This is a genomic window from Pseudomonas sp. Xaverov 83 (genome assembly GCF_019352905.1).
GTDB classification, from domain to species: Bacteria; Pseudomonadota; Gammaproteobacteria; order Pseudomonadales; family Pseudomonadaceae; genus Aquipseudomonas; species Aquipseudomonas yamanorum.
In genome coordinates, this window is the sequence record NZ_JAAAFU010000005.1 from 1 (window position 1) to 23,525 (window position 23,525).

Consider the following 23,525-nt stretch of genomic DNA (forward strand, 5'->3'; position numbering starts at 1 on the left):
GGTGGGGCAAGAGCGTTTTGCTTACTTTTGCGCTGTTCAAAAGTGAGCCGCTGTAAGAGCGGAACCCATATCAGCCATCACCCAAATAACGGATATGTACTCACCCCAGGGTCCGTAACAAAACCGTCATCCCCCTGGGCTAGGCTCGCGGGCTTGAATGCCCCCGAGTCCCAATCCATGTTCAAAGGCCTCCTATACGCCGCGCTGCTGTTCACCCTGACAGCCCACGCCGAAACCTGGCCGGAGAAGGATTGGTCCCAAGGCCAGCCCCTGACCGGCCCGGCCGCCAAGGCCTTGGATGACTACGCCTTCCCACCCCGCGACGACACCACCCGCAAAGGCATCCGCACCGACGCCTTGCTGATCATCCGCGACGGCCAGATCATCTACGAACGCTACGCCGCCCCCACCACGGCCAGCACCCCGCACTTGACCTGGTCCATCAGCAAAAGCCTGATGGCCACCGTACTCGGCGTGGCATTCGGCGAAAACCGCTTCAAACTCAGCGACCCCGCCGCTCGCTTTTACCCACCCATGAAACAACACCCAAGGGTGACCATGGCCGACCTCCTGCACTGGGCCTCGGGCCTCGACTGGCAGGAAGACTACGAATTCGCCCCACTGAAATCCTCGGTGGTGGCAATGCTCTACACCCGCGGTCGCCATGACATGGCTGAATTCAGCGCCGACACCACCACCTTCAGCCCCCCCGGCCAGGCATTCCGCTACTCCAGCGGCGACAGCAATATCCTGTCCGCCACCCTCAAAGGCATGCTCGGCCACAAGGCCTACGTCGACTACCCATGGACCGCCCTGTTCCAGCCACTGGGCATCCGCAACGCCACCTGGGAAAGCGACGCCGACGAAACCTTCGTCGCCTCTTCATACGCCTACCTCACCGCCCGCGACCTGGCGCGCGTCGGCCTGCTGATGCAGCGCGACGGTCGCTGGGGCGAACGCCAGTTACTGCCCATGGAGTGGATCGCGTTCAATCGCCAACCCTTCGACCACTACAAGCCCGGCCAGGACGAAGCCGTCCCCGGCGGCCAATGGTGGCTCAACCGCGAAGTGCAAGGCGCCGCCAAACCCTGGCCAGACGTGCCCGCCGACACCTTCGCCGCCCTTGGCCACTGGGGCCAGGCGCTCTACGTGATGCCCGATGAGCACCTGGTGATCGTGCGCTACGGCGACGACCGCGACGGTAGCTATCGCCATAACGAACTCCTCAAGCGCGTCCTCGCGGCGGTGCAACCATGATCCGCCGTCATCCCTTCATCAGCCTGTTGATCCTGCTGCTACTCATGTTGCTCGGCTGGGTCTGGCACGAGCGGGTCAACCTGCAAGCCTTCCCCGACATCATCGCCGCCTACACCGCCAAGGAGTACTGCTCCTGCCGGTACGTGGAAGGCAATCCCGCTGATTATTGCCTGGGTTATGTGAAGCAATACGTGCCCACCAGCGCTTTCGCCGACAACCCGGAAAAACACCGGGTGACCGCCAGCGGCCTGGGCCGCACCCACAGTGCCCAATGGCTGGGCCAACGCGAGGGCTGCCGACTCTTGCCATGAGGTTCCACAGGGTGGAACCACCTTTGATTGTCCTCCTGCGCACATCGCGGTTATCTGGCGGTGTGCAACGAACAAGAACGGGAACACCCGCCTGCGAGGAGAATCACCATGAGCCCACACCAGCACATCCTGGATTGGCTGAGCGATGTCGCCAGCGACCTGCACGCCGTGCGTCAGGACATTCACGCCCACCCCGAACTGGGCTTTGAAGAAAACCGCACCTCCGCCCTCGTGGCGCAATCCCTGCGAAGCTGGGGCTATGAAGTCCACACCGGTATCGGCCAGACCGGCGTGGTCGGTGTGCTGCGCAATGGCAGCAGCGCGCGCAAGCTGGGGATTCGTGCCGACATGGATGCCTTGCCGATCATCGAAAACACCGGCGCCAGCTACAGCAGCCAACACGCCGGCTGCATGCACGCCTGCGGCCATGACGGCCACACCACCATGCTGCTGGGCGCCGCCCGTTACCTGGCCGCGACCCGGCAGTTCGACGGCACCCTGAACCTGATTTTCCAGCCTGCCGAAGAAGGCCAGGGCGGCGCCGAAGCCATGCTCGCCGACGGCTTGCTGGAGCGTTTTCCCTGCGACGCACTCTTCGGCATGCACAACATGCCGGGCTTGCCCGCCGGCCATCTGGGTCTGCGGGTCGGGCCGATGATGGCCTCCCAGGACCTGCTCACCGTGACCCTCGAAGGCGTCGGCGGCCATGGCTCCATGCCGCACCTGACGGTCGACCCGCTGGTGGCCGCCGCCAGTATGGTCATGGCGTTGCAGACCGTGGTGGCGCGCAATATCAATGCCCAGGAAGCCGCAGTAGTGACCGTCGGTGCCCTGCAAGCGGGCCAGGCTGCCAACGTGATTCCCCAGCAAGCACTATTGCGTTTGAGCCTGCGTGCCCTGGATGCGAACGTGCGTGAGCTGATGCTGGAGCGGGTCAAGGCGATCATCCTGACCCAGGCCGCGAGCTTCGGCTGCACCGCGCAGATCGAACATCGGCCGGCCTATCCGGTGCTGGTCAACCACCCCGAAGAAACCGAATTCGCCCGCCAGGTCGGCGTCGCCCTGCTGGGTGAAGATGCCGTCGACGGCAACACCACCAAGCTGATGGGCAGCGAAGACTTCGCCTGGATGCTGCAGCGCTGCCCCGGCAGCTACCTGTTTATCGGCAACGGCGTCTCGCGGCCGATGGTCCACAACCCCGCCTATGACTTCAACGACGACATCCTGTTGACCGGCGCCGCCTACTGGGGCGCGCTGGCCGAGAGCTGGCTCAAGCCCGCCTGACGACCTCTTTTTTCTGCCGCTGGACCCTTTCCCAACAGGTTGAATGGAGTGTTCCTCATGCAGACTGCAAAACAGGGCGTATCCCGCACCCGCCAGGTCGTGGCGGCGGTGATCGGCAATGCGCTGGAATGGTATGACTTCATCGTTTACGGCTTTCTCGCCAGCATCATCGCCCGGCAATTTTTCCCGTCGGAGGATGAATACGCCTCGCTGCTGATGGCCCTGGCCACCTTTGGCGTCGGCTTCTTCATGCGCCCGGTGGGCGGGATTCTGCTGGGCATGTATTCGGACCGTAAAGGCCGCAAGGCCGCGATGCAGTTGATCATCCGGCTGATGACCGTCTCCATCGCCTTGATCGCTTTCGCTCCCAGCTACGCCGCGATCGGCATGGGCGCGCCGATGCTGATCGTGGTTGCACGCATGCTCCAGGGCTTTGCCACCGGCGGCGAATACGCCAGTGCCACGGCGTTCCTGGTGGAAAGCGCGCCGGCCCATCGCAAGGGGTTGTACGGTTCGTGGCAGTTGGTGGGGCAGTGCCTGGCGGTGTTCGGCGGCGCGGCGATGGTGGCGTTGGTGACGCACTTTTTCGAGCCGCAAACCCTTGAAGTCTGGGGTTGGCGCCTGCCGTTCATCTTTGGCTTGCTGATCGGCCCGGTGGGCTTGTGGATCCGTCGGCACATGGAAGATCCCGAGGAGTTTATCGAGGCGCGCAAACAGGCCAAGGGTGCGGCACCGAGCTTGATGGACGTCATTCGCGATCACCGCCGCAGCATCCTCGTGTCGATGGGCCTGGCCTGTGGGGCAACGGTGTCGTTCTACGTGGTGCTGGTGAATATGCCGACCTTCGCCCACAAGAACCTCGGCCTGCCGCTGGACCAGGTGCTGATGGTGCAGATGTTCGCGGTGGCGCTGATGACCGTGGTGATTCCGCTGTCCGGTCTGTTGTCGGATCGGCTGGGTCGGCGTCCGGTATTGATGGCGTTCACCCTGGCGTTTTTCGTGATGGTGTACCCGCTCTATGTGTGGGTCGCGGCCGCGCCGTCCATCGAGCGCTTGCTGGTGATGCAGGTGATGTTGTGCACCGCCATCGGCGGTTTTTTCGGCCCGGCGCCGACGGCCCTGGCCGAGCAGTTTCCCATCGAAGTACGCTCTACCGGGGTGTCGGTGGCTTACAACGTGGCGGTGATGGTGTTCGGGGGCTTTGCGCCGTTGATCGTCACCTGGCTCAGCAAGGTGCTGGGCACGCCGGTAGCCCCGGCATTTTATGTGCTGTTTGCTTGCGTCCTGACGCTGCTGGGCACTTACTGCATGCATGAGGCGCCACGGGCGAAACGACCGGCGCCGTTTTCCAGCGAGGTGAAACCTTGAGTATTGTTGAACTGGATGCCATCGAACTGTCACGGGCGATCCATGCGCGGCAGGTGTCCTGCCATGAGGTGATGCAGGCGTATCTGGCCCAGGTCGAGCGCTTCAATCCGACGGTGAATGCGCTGGTCTCGCTGCGCTCCCATGAGGAGGTGCTGGCCGAAGCGTCGCAGCGGGACCGGGAGCTGGACCAGGGCCAATCCCGTGGCTGGATGCACGGCATGCCCCAGGCGATCAAGGACCTGGCGGCCACCCAGGGCCTGCGTACTACTCTCGGCTCGCCGCTGTTCGCCGAGCACATTCCTCAAGAAGATGCGATCAGCGTGGCGCGGGTGCGGGCCAGCGGCGCGATCATCATCGGCAAGACCAACGTACCGGAATTCGGCCTGGGCTCGCAGACCTACAACAGCGTGTTCGGCACCACCGGCAATGCCTATGACCCGCGCCTCGTGGCCGGTGGCAGCAGCGGCGGCGCGGCAGTGGCGCTGGCGTTGCGCATGCTACCGGTGGCCGATGGCAGCGACATGATGGGCTCGCTGCGAAACCCGGCGGCGTTCAATAACGTGTTTGGCCTGCGCCCGTCCCAGGGCAGGGTGCCTCACGGGCCGGCGCCGGAGCTGTTCGTCCAGCAACTGGCCACGGAAGGCCCGATGGGCCGCAGCGTGGCGGATGTGGCGCGGCTGCTGAGTGTGCAGGCCGGCTACGACCCTCGGGTGCCGCTGTCGCTCAAGGAGGATCCGGCGGTGTTGGGTGAGCCGTTGCAGCGCGACTTCAAGGGTGCACGCCTGGGCTGGCTCGGGGATTACAACGGTTATCTGCCGATGGAAGACGGCGTGATGAGCCTGTGCGAAACGGCCCTCAAGGACTTCGCCGCGCTGGGTTGCGAGGTCGAGCACTGCCAACCGGATTTCTCCCTGGAGCGCCTGTGGCAGACCTGGCTGGTACACCGCCATTGGCTGATCCAGGGCTCCCTCGGCGCGGCCTACGCTGACCCGCAAAAACGTTCACTGCTCAAACCCGAGGCGCAATGGGAAGTGCAGGGCGGATTGCAACTGAGTGCGGCAGATGTCTATCAGGCTTCGGCCAACCGCAGCGACTGGTATTGCGCCCTCGGTAAGCTGTTCGAACGTTACGATTTCCTGTTGCTGCCCACCGCCCAAGTGTTCCCTTTCGATGCACAACAACCCTGGCCGCGCCTCGTCGCAGGGCGTGAGATGGACACCTACCACCGCTGGATGGAAGTGGTGATCGGCCCCACGCTGGCCGGTTTGCCGAGCATGAATGTGCCGGTGGGTTTCAACCCGCAGGGCTTGCCCATGGGCCTGCAAATCATCGGCCCGGCCCAGGCGGACAGGGCGGTGTTGCAACTGGCGTATGCCCACGAACAGCTGACTCGCTGGGTGCAGCGCCGGCCGCCTGCTTGCCTCTCGACGACCGGCTGAGTCGCGACGGGCCTGTATCTTGCTGTGAAATCAGATCATCCATCGGCATCAAGGAGATCGACACATGGGCAGCGACGCCGAGACGGGAACCGTACGCTCAGTGGGGCGGGCACTGGCAATCATCGAATTGCTCGGCGAGCATCAGGCGCTGGGGCTGGAAGAGTTGCACTACCTGACTCACCTGCCCAAGGCCACCGTCTCGCGGATGCTGCTGACCTTGCAGGAACAGGGCTGGATCTATCGTGGCCTCAGCGACCGCCGTTACCGCCTGCGGGCCCGGCGCCTGTTCGGTGATACCCAGCAACGTTTCAAACGCCAGTTGGTAGAAAGCGCCGCACCGTGGCTGCTGGACCTCAGCGAGCGCACCGGCCTGGTGGTGGATTTGTCGAGCTTCGACGGCGAACGCCTGGAAGTGATGGAAAGCGCGATCCCCACGGTGCTGCGCAAGCTCTACCCGAACAACTGCCAGATCGTCGGCCAGCACGCCAGCCTGTTTCACTCGGCCATGGGCAAGGCGTGCCTGTCGCAATTGTCGGCGGATGAAGTGCAGCGCCTGGCCGGTCGTGAGCGGGTGGCGGAAGACGATCAATACCGGGCGTGTGAACAATCCCAGCACCAGGGGTTTGGCCAGCGCACCGAAGGCTACTGGGAATACCCGGTGCGCCTGCCGTTCCTGATTCGCGCGGTGGCCTTGCCGGTGCGGGCCAATGGGCGGTTGGTGGGCAGCATGGCGCTGCATTGGCCGATGGATCAGGCACCGGTGGAACGGGTGCTGAGCCTGCACCTGGCCAGCCTGGAATCGACCATTCGCGATGTGCAGCAGGCGTTGGCCTGAAATACAGCTCCCACACAAGCCAGCTCCCACATTGGATTTGCGCCGCTCGTTACATTGCGCTTAAGGTTCGTCCAGGTTTTTTGCCCCAAGAGTCTTTATGTCCCTGTTCAAACCCATGGCCGTCCTGCTGCTGGCCGCTGCCGCCGTGCCTGCCCACGCCGACTGGTACCTGGACAACGAGTCCTCGCGCCTGTCGTTCGTCACCACCAAAAACACCGACATCGCCGAAGTGCAGCGCTTTCTGGTGCTGCATGGCAAGGTCGACAGCAAGGGCGCGGCGCAGCTGGAAGTCGAACTGGAGTCGATCAACAGCGGCATTCCGCTGCGCGACGAGCGCATGCGCAATGAGCTGTTCGAGATCAAGACCTTCCCGGACGCAGTGATCAATGCGCAGATCAACCTGCAACCGATCAACGACCTGGCCCCCGGTGCGCAATACGAGTTGCGCCTGCCGCTGTCGGTGACGCTGCACGGCAAGACCCAGACCTACAGCGCCGAGCTGCTGGCGACCCGCCTGGATGATCGACGCTTCCAGGTGGTCACCCTGGAACCGTTGGTGGTGCATGCCGAGGATTTCGATTTGCTGCCGGGTGTGGCCGCGTTGCGCAAGGCCGCCGGGCTGTCGCAGATCAGCCTGTCGGTGCCGGTGGGTGCGGTACTGATTTTCACGGCGCGCTGACATGAGCGGCGCAGTGTTCCCGTGGCGCAGCGCCAACCGTTTCGAGTTGATGATCGACGGCCCGAGTTTCTTTCCGCGCATGTTGGAGGCTATCGCCCAGGCCGAGCAGCAAGTCGCGCTGGAGTTGTATCTGGTGGAGGCGGGGGCGTGTGCCGAGGCGATGGTTCAGGCCTTGGTCGGGGCGGCCGAGCGTGGCGTGAGGGTGCGTTGCCTGTTCGATGACTATGGCAGCCTGGCGTTTACCCTGGGCCTGCGTCGACGGTTGATCGATGCCGGGGTGGACCTGCGTTTCTACAACCGCTTGAGCTGGCGCCGCTGGATGCGCAACCTCTACCGCGACCACCGCAAGCTGTTGCTGATCGACCAGACCGTCGCCGTGGTCGGCGGCACCGGTGTGACGGATGAATTCTGGACCCCCGGGGAAGACACCGCCGACTGGCACGAAGTGATGGTGCAGATTCGTGGCCCGCTGGTGCTGGATTGGCAGGCGTTGTTTGATCGTCAATGGCTGGCCAACGACGATCGTAGGGCCTGGAAGCCCGCCACGCATTTTGGCTTGCCACGCTTGCCCAAGGTGCCGGCGACAGGGCCGGGGCTGGGGCGGGTGGCCTATGCCGACGCTCGTCAGCATCGGGATATTTTGCAGTCACTGATCCGTGCGCTGAACAGCGGCCACCAGCGTATCTGGTTGGCCACGCCGTATTTCCTGCCAACCTGGAGCGTACGGCGTGCCCTGCGCCGGGCGGCGGGGCGCGGGGTGGATGTGCGCTTGCTGTTGACCGGGCCGCGAACCGATCACCCGTCGGTGCGGTATGCCGGGCACCGTTACTACCCGCGTTTGCTCAAGTCCGGGGTGCAGATTTTTGAGTATCAGCCGTGCTTCCTGCACCTGAAAATGGTGCTGGTGGACGATTGGGTGAGCATTGGCTCGTGCAACTTCGACCACTGGAATCTGCGCTTCAACCTGGAGGCGAATCTGGAGGCATTGGACCCGGAATTGACGTTGGCAGTGGTGGGGAGTTTCGAGCGGGATTTTGCCCTGAGCCAGGCGGTGAGCCTTGAGGCGTGGCAGTCGCGGCCATTGTGGCGGCGGGTGAAGCAGCGGGTGTGGGGGTGGATTGATCGGTTGGTGGTCAATCTTCTGGACCGCCGCGGCTAGCCAGAACACTGAGATCAAATGTGGGAGCTGGCTTGCCTGCGATGCAGGCACCTCGGTACTTCAGATGCACCGAGGTGATGCAATCGCGGGCAAGCCCGGCTCCCACACAAGCCAGCTCCCACACTGACCGCGTTTACAGCTTTAGATCAAAGCAGTTCGAAGCTCTGCTGCTTCACATCCTGGGAATCCAACCCGATCTGCACATTGAACTCGCCCGGCTCAGCCGCGAACTTCAACTGGGTGTTGTAGAACTTCAAGTCTTCTTCGGTGATGGTGAAGTGCACCGCACGCTCTTCGCCAGCCTTGAGCATGATCTTCTGGAAGTTCTTCAACTCCTTGACTGGGCGGATCATCGAGCCGGCCACGTCCTGGATGTACAGCTGCACCACGGTTTCGCCATCGACCTTGCCGGTGTTTTTCACCACCACGGTGGCGTCGAGCTTGCCGGACTTGTTCAGGGTGGTGGACGACAGTGCCATGTCCGACAGGCTGAAGCTGGTGTAGCTCAAGCCATAACCAAACGGAAACAGCGGCCCGGTGGTGTCATCGAAGTACTGCGAGGTGTAGTTGCCCGGCTTGCCCTGGGTGAACGGCCGGCCAATGCTCAGGTGGTTGTAGTAGGTCGGAATCTGTCCCACCGAACGTGGGAAGGTGATTGGCAGCTTGCCCGACGGGTTGTAGTCACCGAACAGCACGTCAGCGATGGCGTTGCCGCCTTCAGTACCGGCGAACCAGGTTTCGAGGATTGCGTCAGCCTGTTCGTTCTCCTCGACAATCGACAGCGGACGGCCATTCATCAGCACCAACACCAGCGGTTTGCCGGTAGCTTTCAAGGCCTTGATCAGGTCGCGCTGGCTCTGCGGGATGTTCAGGTCGGTGCGGCTCGACGACTCGTGGGACATGCCCCGGGACTCGCCCACCGCTGCCACGACCACGTCGGCGCCTTTGGCGGCCTTGACGGCTTCGTCGATCATGTCCTGGGACGAGCGCGGGTCATCCACCACTTCCGGCGCATCGAAGTTCAGGAAGTTGAGGTAGTCGACGACTTTCTTGTCGTTGGTGATGTTGGCGCCACGGGCATAGATCACTTTGCCCTTTTCGCCGATCACGGCATTCATGCCGTCCAGCAGGGTCACCGATTGCGCGGGTTTACCGGCAGCGGCCCAACTGCCCATCATGTCGATCGGCGCCTTGGCCAGCGGGCCGACCAGGGCGATGGTCGCGTCCTTTTTCAGCGGCAGGGTGTTGTTCTGGTTTTTCAACAGCACCTGGCTGCGGCGTGCCACGTCACGTGCGTCGGCGCGGTGCAGGCGACTTTCTGCGTAGGTGTCGGCCGGGTCATCCTCGGCCTTGCCGATGCGCAGGTACGGGTCGGCGAACAGGCCCATGTCGTACTTGGCGCCAAGCACTTCGCGCACGGCGTTGTCGATATCGCGCTGTTCGATCTCGCCGGATTTCAGCAGGCCGGGCAATTCCTTGCCGTAGAGCGAGTCGTTCATGCTCATGTCGATGCCGGCTTTGATCGCCAGCTTGGCGGCTTCACGCCCGTCCTTGGCCACGCCGTGCTTGATCAATTCGAAGATCGCGCCATGGTCGCTCACGGCCAGGCCCTTGAAGCCCCAGTCCTTGCGCAACAGGTCGTTCATCAGCCAGGTGTTGGCGGTGGCTGGCACGCCGTTGATCGAGTTCAGCGCAACCATCACGCCGCCGGCACCGGCCTTGATGGCGGCGTGGTAGGGCGGCAGATAGTCCTGGTACATCTTGACCGGGCTCATGTCGACCACGTTGTAGTCGCGACCGCCTTCCACCGCGCCATACAGGGCGAAGTGCTTGACGCTGGCCATGATGCTGTCGGCCTTGGCGGGGCTGGTGCCCTGGAAGGCCTTGACCATCACTTCGGCAATGCGCGAGGTGAGGTAGGTGTCTTCGCCAAAACCTTCGGAGGTGCGCCCCCAGCGTGGGTCACGGGAGATGTCGACCATCGGTGCAAAGGTGATGTCGAGGCTGTCGGCGGCGGCTTCCTGGGCGGCGATGCGCCCGGAATGGCCGATGGCGTCCATGTCCCAGCTGGATGCCAGGGCGAGGCTGATGGGGAAAATCGTGCGGTGGCCGTGGATCACGTCATAGGCGAAGAACATCGGGATCTTCAGCCGGCTGCGCATGGCCGCGTCCTGCATCGGACGGTTTTCCGGGCGGGTGATCGAGTTGAAGGTGCCGCCGATACGGCCTGCGGCGATTTCCTTGCGGATCAGCTCGCGGGGCATTTCCGGCCCGATGCTGATCAGGCGCAACTGGCCGATCTTTTCATCGAGGGTCATTTGTTTCAGCAGATCACTGACGAAGGCGTCTTTGTCCTTGAGTACTGCGGGCTTTGTTTCGGCAAATACGGAATGAGTGGCCAAACTGACAACAAGGCCCAGCAAACACAGCTTCTTCATGAAAATCCTTTCTCGCAGCCTTGGGACCGGAGAGCGTCTATTGTTGTTCGGGTGTTGTTCAGATAAATACCGCACACTTCTGAACTCTTATTGGCGCTGGGCATCTTTTAGCTGATTGGCACGATGCAATCCAGTGGGTGGTGGCGGATTATGCCCTAAGCCCGTGGCTAACGCGTCAGTCGGTAAATTTCATAGGTTTGGCAGGAGAAACACCATGCAAGCAGCACAAGGTTACCGCTGGGGCTGGAAGGCCGTGGCATTGATACTGGTGAGCACCGTGCTGAGCGGTTGCGGCATCAACAAGATCCCGACCCTGGACGAACAGGCCAAGGCGGCCTGGGCCCAGGTGCAGAACCAGTACCAGCGGCGCGCCGACCTGATCCCCAACCTGGTGGAAGTGGTCAAGGGCTATGCGGCCCATGAACAGGACACCCTGACTGCCGTGATCGAAGCGCGAGCCAAGGCCACCTCGATCCAGGTGGATGCCAGCACCTTGGACAACCCGGAAAAACTCAAGCAGTTCCAGCAAGCCCAGGACGGCTTGAGCGGTGCACTCAGCCGCTTGATGGTGGTGTCCGAGCGCTACCCGGACCTGAAGGCCAACCAGAACTTCCTGGCCCTGCAATCGCAACTTGAAGGCACTGAAAACCGCATCGCCGTGGCCCGTCGCGACTTTATCCAGGCGGTACAGGCCTACAACACCGAGATCCGCACCTTCCCGGGTCGCCTGTGGCACAGCGTGATGTACAGCGACTTGCCGGTCCGCGCCAACTTCGAGGCCACCAGTGCCGATGCCGATAAAGCGCCGCAAGTGAAATTCTGATGGGCAAGCGCGCTTGGCTACTGGCGGCGGTGCTGCTGGCCTTTAGCCTGACCGTCCAGGCCGCCCTTAACTTTCCGGCCCTGACCGGACGGGTGGTCGACAACGCCCAGATGATCGACCCGGCCGTGCGCGAGCAGCTGACCCAGCAATTGCAGGCGCTGGAGCAAACCAGCGGTGACCAGATCGTGGTGGTCACCGTGCCCGATCTGCAAGGCGTGCCCATTGAAGACTTTGGTTATCAACTGGGTCGCGCCTGGGGCATCGGCCAGAAGGGCAAGGACAACGGCGCATTGCTGATTGTCGCCCGGGATGAGCACAAGATCCGCATCGAAGTGGGTTACGGCCTGGAAGGCGTACTCACTGACGCGCAGTCCTGGGTGATCATCAACCAGGTGATCGCCCCGGCATTCAAGGCGGGCAACTACAGCAAGGGCATCAGCGATGGCGTGGCGGCGATGCTGCAGGTGGTGGGCGGCGATCCGCTGGCCGTGCCTGCGCATGTGTCTGAAGCCAACTTCGCCAAGCAAAACCCGGGCATTTCCATTGGTCTGTTTATCCTGTTGCTGGCGGTGCTGTGGCTGTGCAATCGCATGGGCCTGCCCGTTGGCGCTATTCTGCTGGCGATTCTCAGCAGCAGCGGTCGCGGCGGCGGAGGAGGCGGCGGCGGCGGTGGCTTCAGGGGCGGCGGCGGTGGTTTCGGTGGCGGTGGCGCCTCGGGCGGCTGGTAATGACAATAACGAGAGAGCATCAACAACCATGGCATTACTGAGTCAACACGAGCAACGCCAGGTCGCCGAGGCGATCGCCAGGGTCGAGCAACAGACCGACGCCGAACTGGTGACCGTGCTCGCGGCCCGTGCCGACGACTACGCCTACATCCCGCTGTTGTGGGCCAGCCTGTTGGCGCTGGTGGTACCGGGGATCATTCACTATCTGTCGGGCTGGTTGACCATGTACACCTTGCTGCTGGCGCAGTGGGGCACGTTCGTCGTGTTGTGCCTGGTGTTCCGGTTGCCCAAGGTGACTACGCGGCTGATCCCGCGCTCGGTGCGTCACTGGCGTGCGTCCAACCTGGCACGGCGGCAGTTTCTGGAGCAACACCTGCACCACACACTGGGCAGTACCGGGGTGCTGATTTTTGTCAGTGAGGCCGAGCGGTATGTAGAAATCCTGGTGGACAAGGGGATTTCCAGTCGCCTGGATGACAGCAGTTGGGATGCGATCGTCAAGGACTTCACCCGCCAGGTGAAGCAAGGCCAGACGTTGGCCGGGTTTGTGGCGTGTATTGAGGCTTGCGGAGAATTGCTCAAGGAGCACGTACCGGTGACCCACGCGCGCAATGAGCTACCGAATCGGTTGGTGGTGTTGGAGTAGTGTAAAATTCCCGGCATTCCCTGCCCGAGGCGTTTTTGTTCATGTCTGCCACCGCTAAACCTGCCAGCCCCGCGCCGGATCATCACGCGCAGTTCCTCGAACTGCTGAGCGCGAGCCTTGAGCAAAACGCCTTTATCAAGCTGGTGCTGGCCAAGTACGTCGGCACCGAGCCTGATCTTCAGAAGCTGATCATCAAGCAGCTGACGGTCAAGGATCAGCCTTGCCTGTCCTTCGTCTACCGCTACAAGACCCGCGACATCACCAAGAACTTCTCCCTGCCTGACGGTGTGGCTGCGATTGCCGAGCTGTTGCCGGCCTCGTTCAAGAACGCGCACCTGCTGTCGGTGACGGACGAAGCCCAGCTGGAATACAGCAAGAAGAACAAAAGCTCGCTGTTCAAAAGCAAGCCGCAACAACTGCGGGAGGCGCCGTCTGCCGAGCACAACCGCGAGAAGAATCGCTTCCTGGACCTGACCCGGCCCTTTCTCGCTGACCTTGGCGTGACCAACGCCAAACACGAGCTGATCCCGGCGATGTCGCGCAAGTGGAAGCAGATCAACAAGTTCATCGAAGTGTTCAGCCATGCCCTGACCACCTCACCGCTGAAGCTGGACCAGCCGGTGCGGGTCGCGGACTTTGGTTCGGGCAAGGGCTACCTGACGTTTGCGATCCACGATTACCTGCGCAACACCCTCAACGCTGAGGGCGAAGTCACCGGTGTGGAACTGCGCGAAGACATGGTGACCCTGTGCAACAACGCCGCCGCCCGCCTGGACCACCCGGGACTGGTGTTCAAGTGCGGGGATGTGCGCAGCGTCGCGCCCAGCGAACTGGATGTGATGATCGCCCTGCATGCCTGCGACATCGCCACCGACTACGCGATTCACACCGGCATCCGCTCCGGGGCGTCGATCATCATGTGCTCGCCGTGCTGCCATAAGCAGATACGCTTGCAAATCCAGAGCCCGGTGCTGCTCAAGCCGATGCTGCAATACGGCCTGCACCTGGGCCAACAGGCGGAAATGGTCACCGACAGCCTGCGTGCGTTGTTCCTTGAAGCCTGCGGTTATGAGACCAAGGTGTTTGAGTTCATCTCGTTGGAACACACCAACAAGAACAAAATGATCCTTGCCGTGAAGCGTGCGGAGCCGGTGGATAACGCTCAGCTCCTGGGGAAAGTCCAGGAGCTCAAGGCGTTCTACAACATCACCGAACATTGCCTCGAAACCCTGCTGCGGGCGGATGGTTACCTGACCTGAGAGCGACGCTAACCAATGTGGGAGCTGGCTTGCCTGCGATGCAAGCACCTCGGTGTAACAGGTAAAGCGAGGTGATTCTATCGCAGGCAAGCCAGCTCCCACATTAGATCGTGCTCGCCTTGGAGGCCGGTGCAGGCTGCACCGCTGTCTTGCGCCCCAACATCACCGTCACAATCACCCCGCAGGCAAACAGCCAGGTGATCGGTTCGATGTGCTCACCAAAAAACAGCGCGGAAAACGCAATGGTGAAAAAGATCTGCAACAGCTGAATCTGGCTGACCCGCGCGATGCCGCCCATGGCCAGCCCGGCGTACCACGCAAAGAAACCCAGGAACTGCGAGAACAGCGACACATAACCAAACGCCCACCAGGTGCGCATGGATATCGGTCCTTCGTGTTGCAGCGCCAGGTAGGCCACAGGCCCGATCAATACCGGCGTCGACAGCACCAGCGCCCAGCAGATCACCTGCCAGCCGCCCATCTCCTTGGCCAACCGGCCACCTTCTGCGTAACCCAGGCCACCGACGGCAATCGCCCCGAGCATCAACAGATCGCCTGCCTGGATACTGCCGGCCCCGGTGATCAATGCATAACTCAGCACCAACGCGCTGCCCAGCGCCGCGCAGGCCCAAAAGGCCTTCGACGGCCGCTCATGGGACAACCACGCCGCATACAGCGCCACGCACAGCGGTTGCAAGCCGTTGACCAACGCACCATGGGAAGCGGGCAAGGTTTGCATGGCCCAGGCCGACAGCACCGGGAAGCCCAGGATGACCCCGGCAATCACCAGTGTCAGCCCGCGCACCTGGCGCCAGGTGGGCCAGCGCTCGCGACGCCACAGCAACAACGCCGCCGCCGGCACCGCCGCAAACAACGCCCGGCCCAGGCCATTGAGCAGCGGGTGGATTTCCTGCACCACGATACGGGTGAAGGGCAGGGTAAGGCTAAAGATGACGACGCCCAGCAGGCCGAGGGCCATGCCGGTATTTTCGCGGGAGCTCATGGAAGGAACCAGAATCGAATGGGCCGGAAGTGGACGTTCATCTAGCCACAAAGCCCGGAGAACGCGGGCCTACAGCTGGGTGCAGATTGATCCGTACAGTTTTGAATGGGCGACTCGGTTCATGTGGGAGCTGTCGAGCCTTGGCGAGGCTGCGATGGGATCAACGCAGTTTATCTGTCAGGCCGAGGTGTCTGCATCGCGGGCAAGCCCGGCTCCCACACAAGCCAGGGTGCTGATGTAGTAGCGGGCCATTACCCGGCTCATCGGCACAGGTCTATCTTGGCTACTCCTGTCTGCCCAACCGTTCAACCGGAGGAATGTCCCATGGCCGCGAAGAAAATCCTGATGCTGGTCGGCGATTACGTCGAAGACTATGAAGTGATGGTGCCGTTCCAGGCGCTGCTGATGGTGGGGCATGCCGTGCACGCCGTGTGCCCGGACAAGACCGCCGGCCAGACCGTGCGCACGGCGATCCACGACTTCGAAGGCGACCAGACCTACAGCGAAAAACCCGGGCACCTGTTTGCCCTGAATGCGGATTTTGCCAAGGTGAACGCCGCCGACTACGACGCGCTGCTGGTTCCGGGTGGCCGCGCGCCTGAGTACCTGCGGCTGAACGAAAAAGTCCTGCAACTGGTCAAGGATTTCAATAAGGCTGGCAAGCCCATCGCTGCGGTATGCCACGGCGCACAATTGCTGGCCGCCGCCGGCATTCTGGAAGGCCGTGAGTGCAGCGCTTACCCGGCGTGCGGGCCGGAAGTGCGATTGGCGGGTGGTACGTTCATCGATATCCCGGTGACCGACAGCCATGTTCAAGGCAATCTGGTGACTGCACCGGCGTGGCCGGCGCACCCCAGCTGGCTGGCGGGTTTCCTTGGCCTGTTGGGCACCAAAATCATCCTGTAAAGCGGAGGTCATCGCCATGTGCGAGCTGTACGTCAAGGCCGACCCGATTCTCTACGAGTCCCGCTCGCGCTCCTTGCGCATCTGCGGCGTGGTGACCACCGTGCGCCTGGAAAACCAGTTCTGGGACATCCTCAGCGAAATCGCCGAAGTGGATGGCATGACCACCAATCAACTGATCGCCAAGCTGTATGAAGAGGTGATGGATTACCGTGGCGAAGTGGTGAATTTTGCTTCGTTCTTGCGGGTGAGTTGCACGCGGTATCTGAGCAAGCAGCGGGTTCACGCCCCAGAGCTCAGCCTTGTGAATACAAGAAATGGCGCGCAGAAGATCTGAATGTGGCCACTCGTTCAATGTGGGAGCCGGGCTTGCCCGCGATGACATCGCCTCGGTTTAACTGGCTGACCGAGTCGCCCGCATCGCAGGCAAGCCAGCTCCCACACTGATCGGTTTTCCAAGCCGAATGCGGGTGAAGGGTCAGAAGAACCGCGTCACGCTGATCTTCGCATCCCGGCCCTTGGTGTAGGCGCGGTCGCCGCTCAACGCCGGGCGGAAGTTGTTGTTGAACAGGTTATCTACGGTGAAGTTGACTTCGGTGCCCTTGAGGTAAGCCTGCTGCGGCTTCCAGCTGGCGAACAGGCCCTGGGTGTTGTAGCGCTTGTTGCCGTACTGATCGTAGAACAGGTCACCGATGCTGGTGCCCGGACCGCCGGAGTACTTGTCGCTTGGCAAACGGCTGGTGGCGCCGATGAACTGCCCTTGCCAGCCCACCTGCGCATCCAGGCTCGGGATCTTGGTGCCGAGCACCACCACCCATTTGGTCGGCGGAATATCCCGCGCCCAGACGTCCGGACCCCATGGGTTGGTGTAGGCGCCTTCGTGTTTGCCGGTGGTGTAGGCGAAGGACACCGAGCCGAACACGTAGGTGGAGTCGTAGAAACTCTCGGCCTCAAAGCCCTTGATCGTCATGCCGCCGATGTTGCGGTAGTTGGACATCGCCCCCGGCGGGCAGGCGCTGGAAATCGTCCCGCCATTGACCGCCTGGTTCTGGCAGCCCACGCCCGTGGCCTTGAAGATTTCGTCCTCGACCTTGTTGTGGAACAGTGTGGTACGCAGTTGCAGGTTGTCGCCGTGGGTGAACACGTCGCCAAAGCGGGTGACGTTGCCCAGGGTGATGGAGGTGATGCGCTCGGGGTCCAGGTCGAGGCTGGTGGCGGTGCGGCTGCCCAGGCCCTGGACTTCATACTGCTCGTCGATTACCGGGGCACGCCAGGTGCGGCTCCAGTTGGCAAACATCGCCACGTTCGGGGTGATGGTCCAGTACGCCGCCAGGCGTGGCGACCAGCCGGTGTAGGTGCGGTCGCTGTAGTCGTGGCCGATGGCCGGATCGGGGTTGCTGTAGTACGGCGCGTCGTTGGCTTCGCCGCGGTTGCGCACATGGTCGTAGCGCATCGACGGGGTAATGGTCACATCGCCCAGCGTCACCGCGTCCTGGATAAAGAAGCTGTTGGTGTCGACCTTGCCATGAGGCATGAAGCCCGGCTGGAAGTGCCCGTAGTTGTATTTCGGGGTGTTGTAGGTGGCGCCGGGCATCCACATTTCGGTTTCCCGGGTGTGCTTGCGGATTTGCACACCGGTGGTCACCGCGTGCTGCAACGCACCGGTGGAAAACAGACTGACGTTGCGTACGTCGAGGTTCTTGTCGTTGTAGGAGGTGTCCATCTTGCGCCCGCCAGTGGCCAACTGGAAAAACGCCGTAGCGTCTCGCTCGTCGGTCTGATCGGTATTGGATTCGGAATACTTGATGGTCAAGTCCACCAGCGGGTTATTCATCGGCTGGTATTCGTACTTGCCGGACCAGGTGGTGTCGACGGTGTTGCGGTTGGCCAGGAAGCGTTTCAGCGCGGCTTCGTAGCCATAGCGGTCGATGTTGGCCTGGGTCGGCGGCGTCGGGTAGCTGGCGGCAGAGAAGGGCGTCCAGCGCTGACTGTTGGAGCGCGAATACGACAGGCCAAGGCTTTGCTCATCGGTGAAGTGGGCATTGAGCTTGAACAGTTTGCCGTCCACATTCTGGGCGCTGTTGGGCAGGCGCTTGGGGTTGATCGGGTACTGGTTGTTGTCGTTGGGCAGGGTGGCGGCCAGCTTCATGTCGCCGCCGTCGCGCTGGGTCAGGTAGGCCAGGGCGTCGAAGCGGCCGTCATCGGTGCGCCCGTAGACCGCGCTGCTGTAGACCTGCTCATGGTCGTTGCTGGAGTAGCCGTATTTGAGCATGGCGCCGCTGTTGCGGCCGTCCTTGAGCAGGTCCGGGGCATCCTTGGTGGTCATGTTGACGGTACCGCCAAAGCCGCCGTTGCCGCTGAAGGGCGAGTTGGGGCCTTTCTCCACTTCGATGCTTTTGATCAGCTCGGGCTCGATAAATACGGTGCCCTGCTGATAGCGCTCAAAGCCGCTTTTGGTGGCGCCATCGACGGTCAGCGGTACGTCTTCGGCGTCGCCGAAACCCCGGATGTTGATGGTCTGGCCGCCGGGCTTCAGCGAGCCGCCCTGGCTGATGCCGGGCAAGGTTTGCAGCAGGCTGGGGATGTTGTTGGACTGGTAGCGGTCGATGTCGGCCTGGGTCAGGGTGGAACGGCCGACGGTGGTGGAGTCGACCTCGTTGCCGGTGCCGATCACGCTCAGGGCGTCGAGCTGAATCGCGCTGCTGTTGGTGGTCTTGCCCTCTTCGGGGCGTACCACGTAGGTGCTGCCGACCTTGAGCAACACGAACTCGCCGTTGTTGAGCAGGGTACGAATCGCCACTTCCGGTGTGAAGTCGCCATTGAGGGCCGGCGCCTGGACGTTTTTCAGCAGCGCTTCATCGAACAGCAGCTGGATTTTCGCCTGCTGCGCCACCTGGCTCAGGGACGTGGCCAGGGACTGGGCCGGCAGTTGCAGCTTGAACGACTCGGCCTGGGCACTCAGGCTGAAGGCCAGGCAGGCGGCAATGGCGGTGGGTCGAAGAAACAGGTGCTGAACGTGGCAAGGCGCGCGAAACATGAAATCCCCCGGAGTAGCCAAATGGCCAGAAAGGTGTGCGTATCAAACGCAGACCCGAGGAAGACGCGACAGGAAAAATAATCCTCACATGCGAATGCAAAATATTCTCAAGTGAGTGTGTCGAGGGATTATTTTCGAGGCTCAATCCTGATATTGCCGTCGGCCAGGGCCACGGTTTTCACTGGTAGCAGGGCGGGGAGGGCGTTGAGCAGGGCGTCCGGATCATTCACGTCCAGATTGCCCGAGACCTTCAACTGCGCCACCGCGCTGTCCACCAGCAACGGCGCCTGTGGCCGGTACAGGCTCAACTCGTCCATCAGGCTGGCCAGCTCGCGATTACGAAACGATACGTGCCCGCCGCGCCAATCGGCGACCTCGCCGGCAGTGAGGGTTTGCTGTTGCAGGGTACCCTTGGCATAACTGAACGTAGCGCGCTGATCGGCGCCGAGCAGGGTGGCCGGCAGCTTGGAGTCCGGATCGAACGCCACTTGCCCGTGGGCCACGCTGACCACCAGTTGCTGCTTGCTGCGCCGCACATCAAAGCCGGTGCCGACCACTCGCACATTGGCTTCGCCGGCCTGCACGTACAGTGGCCGTTCCTTATCGGGTGCCACCTCGATATACAGCTGGCCCTGATCCAGATGCACGATGCGCTGATGACCGTTGAAGTCCACCCGCAGGCGCGTGTTGGCGTTGACGTACAAGGTGCTGCCGTCGGGCAAATGCAAGGTGCGCATCCCTTTGGCATGGGCCGCGACCTGGGCGTGAAACAGCTCGCGCGGGGCGCCGATGTCGCTCGCCAGCAGGGCACATACCAGGGCGGCAGCTACCGCCAGGGCCGGGCGCCAGGCGGGTGTCTTGCGTACGGGCAGCGGTGTGGGTTTGTTCAGTTGCTGCAACTGGGCCAGGTCGGCCCACAGCTGTTCGAATTCAGCATAGGCACGGGCATGGGCCGGCTCGGATTGCCAGGCTGCAAACGCCTTGCGGTCAGCGCGGCCCGTATCATTGCGGTTGCGCGCAAACCAGCTGGCGGCCTGGGCATCGATGGAGTCGCTGGCCTCGATGTCACAGGTGTCGATATCGCTCAGGCGGGTCATTCTGGCTGCTCCTTGCCCTGGTCTTGTTGAAGTCGCTGCTTGCAATGCAGCAGGGCAAAAGCGATGTGCTTTTCCACCATGCTGACCGAGACGCCCATGCGCTCGGCGATCTGCGCCTGGCTCAGGCCTTCGAAGCGGTGCAGCATAAGGGCTTCTCGTCTTCTGGGCGAGAGTTCAGAGAGGACTTCTTTCAACTGTTCCAGGCGTTGCAGGCGTTGCGCGGCGGCCATGGGATCGTCTCGCGAGTCGCTGACAGGCTCGGCATCCAGTTCGGCCTGTTGCTGGTGGACGGTGTGCCGCACCTTTTGTTTGCGCCAGTGATCGCGCAGCAGATTGCGCGCCATCTGGAACAGAAATGCCCGTGGCTGCTCGACCTGAGCCCGGTCGCGATAGTCCAGCCATTGGGTGAAGACATCCTGGGTCATGTCTGCCGCGTCGCTGGCGTTATCCGTGCGTTTGCGCAGGAAATGCAGGATATCTGCATAAAACCTGCGAAAGGCATCGGCCGACAGCGGGTCGGGCTTGGGACGAGACATGGATATCCTTCTTGACGAAGCACGACGTGGAAAAGTCGTGAATGATATCGAGAATTATTGTCATTTGTCTCTATTGAAGTGCTAGAGGTGAATGCCGGACAGATGTGGGAGCGGGCTTGCTCGCGAAGGCGGTGAGTCAGTCGACATATTAATTGACTGACCCACCGCCTTCGCGAGCAAGCCCGCTCCCACCTTTGGATGGCGTTTCAGCGCAACAGGGTCAGCAGCTCTTGCAACTGAACACGGCCAGGCTCACCCAGCGGGAACACCGGCAACCGTGGATCCCCCGACTCCAGCCCCGTCAGCCGTAAACCGGCCTTGATCGTCGCCGGCAAGCCGCCTTTGAGGATGAAGTCCAGCAACGGCAACTGGCGATAGAACAGCTCCCGCGCTTTCTCCAGGTCATTGGCCAAAACGGCTTCATACAAATCCAGGTTGAGCTGCGGAATCAGGTTTGGCGCCGCCGTGCACCATCCCTTTGCCCCTGCTGCAAACGCCTCCAGTGCCAGCGGATTGCAGCCGTTGTAGAACGGCACCTGGCCCTCGCTGCGACGATGCAGTTGGTGCATGCGCTGAATATCGCCAGTGCTTTCCTTAACCATGGTCACGTTGTCGACGTTGTCGACGATGCGCAGGATCAAGTCCACCGACATGTCGGTGCCGCTGGTGGCCGGGTTGTTGTAGAGCATGATCGGCACACCGATGCTGTCGCCAATGGCCGCATAGTGAGCGAGGATTTCTGCTTCGCTGAGTTTCCAATACGAGGCTGGCAAGACCATCACCACGTCTGCGCCGTGAGCTTCGGCAAACTGCGCGCGACGCACGGCCTTGGCGGTGGTCAAGTCGGAGACGCTGACGATGGTCGGCACGCGTTTGCCCACTTTCTGGAGGCTGTAGGCGGCGACTTCATCCCACTCGGCATCGCTGAGGTAGGCGCCTTCGCCGGTGCTGCCCAGCGGGGCGATAGCGTGCACGCCGCTGTCGATCAGGCGGTCGATCGAAAGCCCCAAGGCGTCCAGGTCAATGCGCTGGCCGTCGGTGCTGAACGGGGTGATGGTGTAGCCGATAATGCCGTGAATAGAAGGGCTGGACATGGAAAAGTCTCCGGTCGAAAAAGGGGTTTCAGTTCAGGCAATCGGCGTGTTGACGCAGGTTCTGCCGAGCGTAGTAGTTGAACGCAGCGCCGTGGCGCTTGGGCTTGGAAATCCAGTCATGGGCTTCGCGGCCCAGCTCCGGCAGGATCGGTTTGATCGTGCCAGCGGCCATCGCCAGCAGCTGCAACTTGGCGGCACGTTCGATCAACTGTGCGATCACACAGGCTTCCTCGATGCTCGCCCCGGTGGACAATTGGCCGTGGTGAGAAAGCAGAATCGCGCGTTTATCCCCTAGGGCCGCCGTGATGATCTCGCCTTCTTCGTTGCCCACCGGCACGCCGGGCCAGGCTTCTAGGAACGCGCAGTCTTCGTACAAAGGGCAGAGGTCCATGTGCGATACCTGCAGCGGCACTTCCAGCATCGACAACGCAGCGATATGAGTCGGATGAGTGTGGATGATGCAGTTCACATCCGGGCGACCACGGTACACCCAGCTGTGAAAGCGGTTGGCCGGGTTGGGCATGCCGTGGCCTTCCAACACTTCCAGGTCTTCGTTGACCAACAGCAGGTTGCTGGCGGTGATTTCATCGAAACCCAGGCCGAGTTGTTGGGTGTAATAAGTGTCCGGAGTGGGGCCGCGTGCGGTGATCTGCCCGGCCAGGCCGGAGTCGTGGCCGTTTTCGAACAGGATCCGGCAGGTGAGTGCCAGCTTTTGCCGGTCGGTCCACGTATTATCCGCCAGGGTGTTTTGCATCTGGCTCAGCGCTTGCTTGACCAGTCGGTCTTTCGGGAGTGCTAATGTCTTGGCCATATCAGTGTCCTTGTTCGTCGCAAATGACACGAAAGAGACTATATGACACAAAGTGTCATTGGCAAGCATTCATCATCGCCTCTTTAATGGATTAACCGCTGCACATGTCTATCCGTTTGAAAATACTGAGAAAAAAACTTGGCGTGACCTTGGAGTCGCTCGCGGAAAAATCCGGGATGACCAAGAGTTACCTGTCGAAGGTTGAGCGCGGGCTGAATACGCCTTCGATTGCTGCGGCGCTGAAGTTGGCCAAGGCGTTGAATGTGAAGGTTGAAGAGCTGTTCAGTGAAGACAACGTCAGTCTCGACAGTTACAGCCTGGTGCGCAGCCATGAACGGCAGGCGTTGTCGGGCACCGATGCGTCACCAGGGTATGCGGTGCTGGCTCATCAGGTCAGTGAGCGCAGTTTATTGCCGTTTATCATTTACCCGCCGGCGGAGTTCACCGACAAGACCTTCAAGGAGCATTTGGGGGAGGAGTTTTTGTTTGTGCATGAAGGCCAGGTTGAGGTGGATTTCATGAGTGAGCGGGTGGTGTTGAATCGGGGGGATGCGTTGTATTTCAATGCGCAGAAGCCCCATCGGATTCGGTCGGTGGGCGAGGTTCAGGCGCAGCTTTTGGTGGTGGTGCATAGTGCTGAGGAGTGATGGTGGGGTGGGGGGCATATCCGTTATTTAGGTAACGGCCGCCTATGGTTCCGCTCTTACAGCGGCTCACTTTTGAACAGCGCAAAAGTAAGCAAAACGCCCTTGCCCCACCACTCGGCACCTCGCTTAGGCTCGGTGTGCCCTCACTCCGGCTTTGGACCGTGGGCCGCC

Annotated in this window: 22 protein-coding genes; 15 read left to right on the forward strand and 7 right to left on the reverse strand. The window is 61.8% G+C overall.

Annotated features, from left to right (window positions below; all coding sequences use genetic code 11):
* The first annotated feature begins 177 nt into the window (after window positions 1-177).
* From K0H47_RS02325 to K0H47_RS02360, 8 genes are all read left to right on the forward strand, one after another.
* A complete protein-coding gene (locus K0H47_RS02325) occupies window positions 178-1,257 on the forward strand; it encodes a serine hydrolase (protein ID WP_177027279.1) in 1,080 nt (359 codons plus the stop codon).
* The gene (locus K0H47_RS02330) at window positions 1,254-1,568 is read left to right on the forward strand and encodes a hypothetical protein (RefSeq protein ID WP_063032744.1); all 315 of its coding nucleotides are present in this window, start codon (window positions 1,254-1,256) and stop codon (window positions 1,566-1,568) included. The genes K0H47_RS02325 and K0H47_RS02330 overlap by 4 nt, the downstream gene beginning before the upstream one ends.
* Window positions 1,569-1,676: 108 nt before the next feature.
* Entirely contained in the window at window positions 1,677-2,852 is a 1,176-nt protein-coding gene (locus K0H47_RS02335; protein WP_177027886.1) for a M20 aminoacylase family protein, read from the forward strand.
* A 57-nt stretch (window positions 2,853-2,909) separates the two neighbouring features.
* Entirely contained in the window at window positions 2,910-4,220 is a 1,311-nt protein-coding gene (locus tag K0H47_RS02340) for a citrate-proton symporter (RefSeq protein WP_093200905.1), read from the forward strand.
* Window positions 4,217-5,659 carry an amidase gene (locus K0H47_RS02345; RefSeq protein WP_219271846.1) on the forward strand — a complete coding sequence of 481 codons (1,443 nt, stop codon included), beginning with the start codon at window positions 4,217-4,219 and terminating at the stop codon, window positions 5,657-5,659. The genes K0H47_RS02340 and K0H47_RS02345 overlap by 4 nt, the downstream gene beginning before the upstream one ends.
* A gap of 64 nt (window positions 5,660-5,723) precedes the next feature.
* Window positions 5,724-6,494 carry a helix-turn-helix domain-containing protein gene (locus tag K0H47_RS02350; protein WP_063032738.1) on the forward strand — a complete coding sequence of 257 codons (771 nt, stop codon included), beginning with the start codon at window positions 5,724-5,726 and terminating at the stop codon, window positions 6,492-6,494.
* A gap of 97 nt (window positions 6,495-6,591) precedes the next feature.
* A complete protein-coding gene (locus tag K0H47_RS02355; RefSeq protein ID WP_063032736.1) occupies window positions 6,592-7,173 on the forward strand; it encodes a YceI family protein in 582 nt (193 codons plus the stop codon).
* A 1-nt stretch (window position 7,174) separates the two neighbouring features.
* Window positions 7,175-8,332: a phosphatidylserine/phosphatidylglycerophosphate/cardiolipin synthase family protein gene (locus tag K0H47_RS02360; RefSeq protein WP_177027276.1), complete on the forward strand. Its 1,158-nt coding sequence runs from the start codon at window positions 7,175-7,177 to the stop codon at window positions 8,330-8,332.
* A gap of 146 nt (window positions 8,333-8,478) precedes the next feature.
* Here the strand turns inward: K0H47_RS02360 and bglX are convergent, their stop codons facing one another.
* Complete coding sequence (gene bglX / locus K0H47_RS02365) at window positions 8,479-10,770, reverse strand: beta-glucosidase BglX (RefSeq protein WP_219271848.1); 2,292 nt, start codon at window positions 10,768-10,770, stop codon at window positions 8,479-8,481.
* A gap of 214 nt (window positions 10,771-10,984) precedes the next feature.
* Between bglX and K0H47_RS02370 the strand changes: the two genes are divergently transcribed.
* The 4 genes from K0H47_RS02370 to K0H47_RS02385 are packed head-to-tail and all read left to right on the forward strand — an operon-like array spanning window position 10,985 to window position 14,226.
* Window positions 10,985-11,593: a LemA family protein gene (locus tag K0H47_RS02370; RefSeq protein WP_003209150.1), complete on the forward strand. Its 609-nt coding sequence runs from the start codon at window positions 10,985-10,987 to the stop codon at window positions 11,591-11,593.
* On the forward strand, window positions 11,593-12,321 hold the full coding sequence (locus K0H47_RS02375; RefSeq protein ID WP_177027274.1) for a YgcG family protein: 729 nt from the start codon (window positions 11,593-11,595) through the stop codon (window positions 12,319-12,321). The genes K0H47_RS02370 and K0H47_RS02375 overlap by 1 nt, the downstream gene beginning before the upstream one ends.
* A gap of 28 nt (window positions 12,322-12,349) precedes the next feature.
* Complete coding sequence (locus tag K0H47_RS02380) at window positions 12,350-12,967, forward strand: TPM domain-containing protein (RefSeq protein WP_093200883.1); 618 nt, start codon at window positions 12,350-12,352, stop codon at window positions 12,965-12,967.
* Between the two features lie 41 nt (window positions 12,968-13,008).
* Window positions 13,009-14,226, forward strand: coding sequence for an SAM-dependent methyltransferase (locus K0H47_RS02385; RefSeq protein WP_219271850.1), 1,218 nt, complete (start codon window positions 13,009-13,011; stop codon window positions 14,224-14,226).
* A 103-nt stretch (window positions 14,227-14,329) separates the two neighbouring features.
* On the opposite strand, the gene K0H47_RS02390 is transcribed toward K0H47_RS02385, so the two are convergent.
* Window positions 14,330-15,229, reverse strand: a complete 900-nt coding sequence (locus K0H47_RS02390; protein ID WP_063032724.1) for a DMT family transporter — start codon at window positions 15,227-15,229, stop codon at window positions 14,330-14,332.
* Between the two features lie 324 nt (window positions 15,230-15,553).
* Here K0H47_RS02390 and K0H47_RS02395 point away from each other — a divergent pair, with 324 nt between their 5' ends.
* Window positions 15,554-16,135 carry a DJ-1/PfpI family protein gene (locus K0H47_RS02395; protein ID WP_219271852.1) on the forward strand — a complete coding sequence of 194 codons (582 nt, stop codon included), beginning with the start codon at window positions 15,554-15,556 and terminating at the stop codon, window positions 16,133-16,135.
* Window positions 16,136-16,151: 16 nt separating this feature from the next.
* Entirely contained in the window at window positions 16,152-16,469 is a 318-nt protein-coding gene (locus K0H47_RS02400) for a ribbon-helix-helix domain-containing protein (protein WP_003209138.1), read from the forward strand.
* Window positions 16,470-16,610: 141 nt separating this feature from the next.
* Here the strand turns inward: K0H47_RS02400 and K0H47_RS02405 are convergent, their stop codons facing one another.
* The 5 genes from K0H47_RS02405 to K0H47_RS02425 form a co-directional block, all read right to left on the reverse strand.
* A complete protein-coding gene (locus K0H47_RS02405) occupies window positions 16,611-19,169 on the reverse strand; it encodes a TonB-dependent receptor (RefSeq protein ID WP_219271854.1) in 2,559 nt (852 codons plus the stop codon).
* 128 nt (window positions 19,170-19,297) lie between these two features.
* Window positions 19,298-20,266, reverse strand: coding sequence for a FecR domain-containing protein (locus K0H47_RS02410; RefSeq protein WP_219271856.1), 969 nt, complete (start codon window positions 20,264-20,266; stop codon window positions 19,298-19,300).
* Window positions 20,263-20,802 carry an RNA polymerase sigma factor gene (locus K0H47_RS02415; RefSeq protein ID WP_093200868.1) on the reverse strand — a complete coding sequence of 180 codons (540 nt, stop codon included), beginning with the start codon at window positions 20,800-20,802 and terminating at the stop codon, window positions 20,263-20,265. Before K0H47_RS02415 ends, K0H47_RS02410 begins: the two co-directional genes overlap by 4 nt.
* A gap of 206 nt (window positions 20,803-21,008) precedes the next feature.
* Window positions 21,009-21,896, reverse strand: a complete 888-nt coding sequence (locus tag K0H47_RS02420; protein ID WP_219271857.1) for a dihydrodipicolinate synthase family protein — start codon at window positions 21,894-21,896, stop codon at window positions 21,009-21,011.
* Between the two features lie 28 nt (window positions 21,897-21,924).
* Complete coding sequence (locus tag K0H47_RS02425; RefSeq protein WP_219271858.1) at window positions 21,925-22,707, reverse strand: aldolase; 783 nt, start codon at window positions 22,705-22,707, stop codon at window positions 21,925-21,927.
* A 104-nt stretch (window positions 22,708-22,811) separates the two neighbouring features.
* On the opposite strand from K0H47_RS02425, the gene K0H47_RS02430 reads away from it, so the two are divergent.
* Complete coding sequence (locus tag K0H47_RS02430) at window positions 22,812-23,354, forward strand: helix-turn-helix domain-containing protein (protein WP_219271860.1); 543 nt, start codon at window positions 22,812-22,814, stop codon at window positions 23,352-23,354.
* Window positions 23,355-23,525 lie beyond the last annotated feature (171 nt).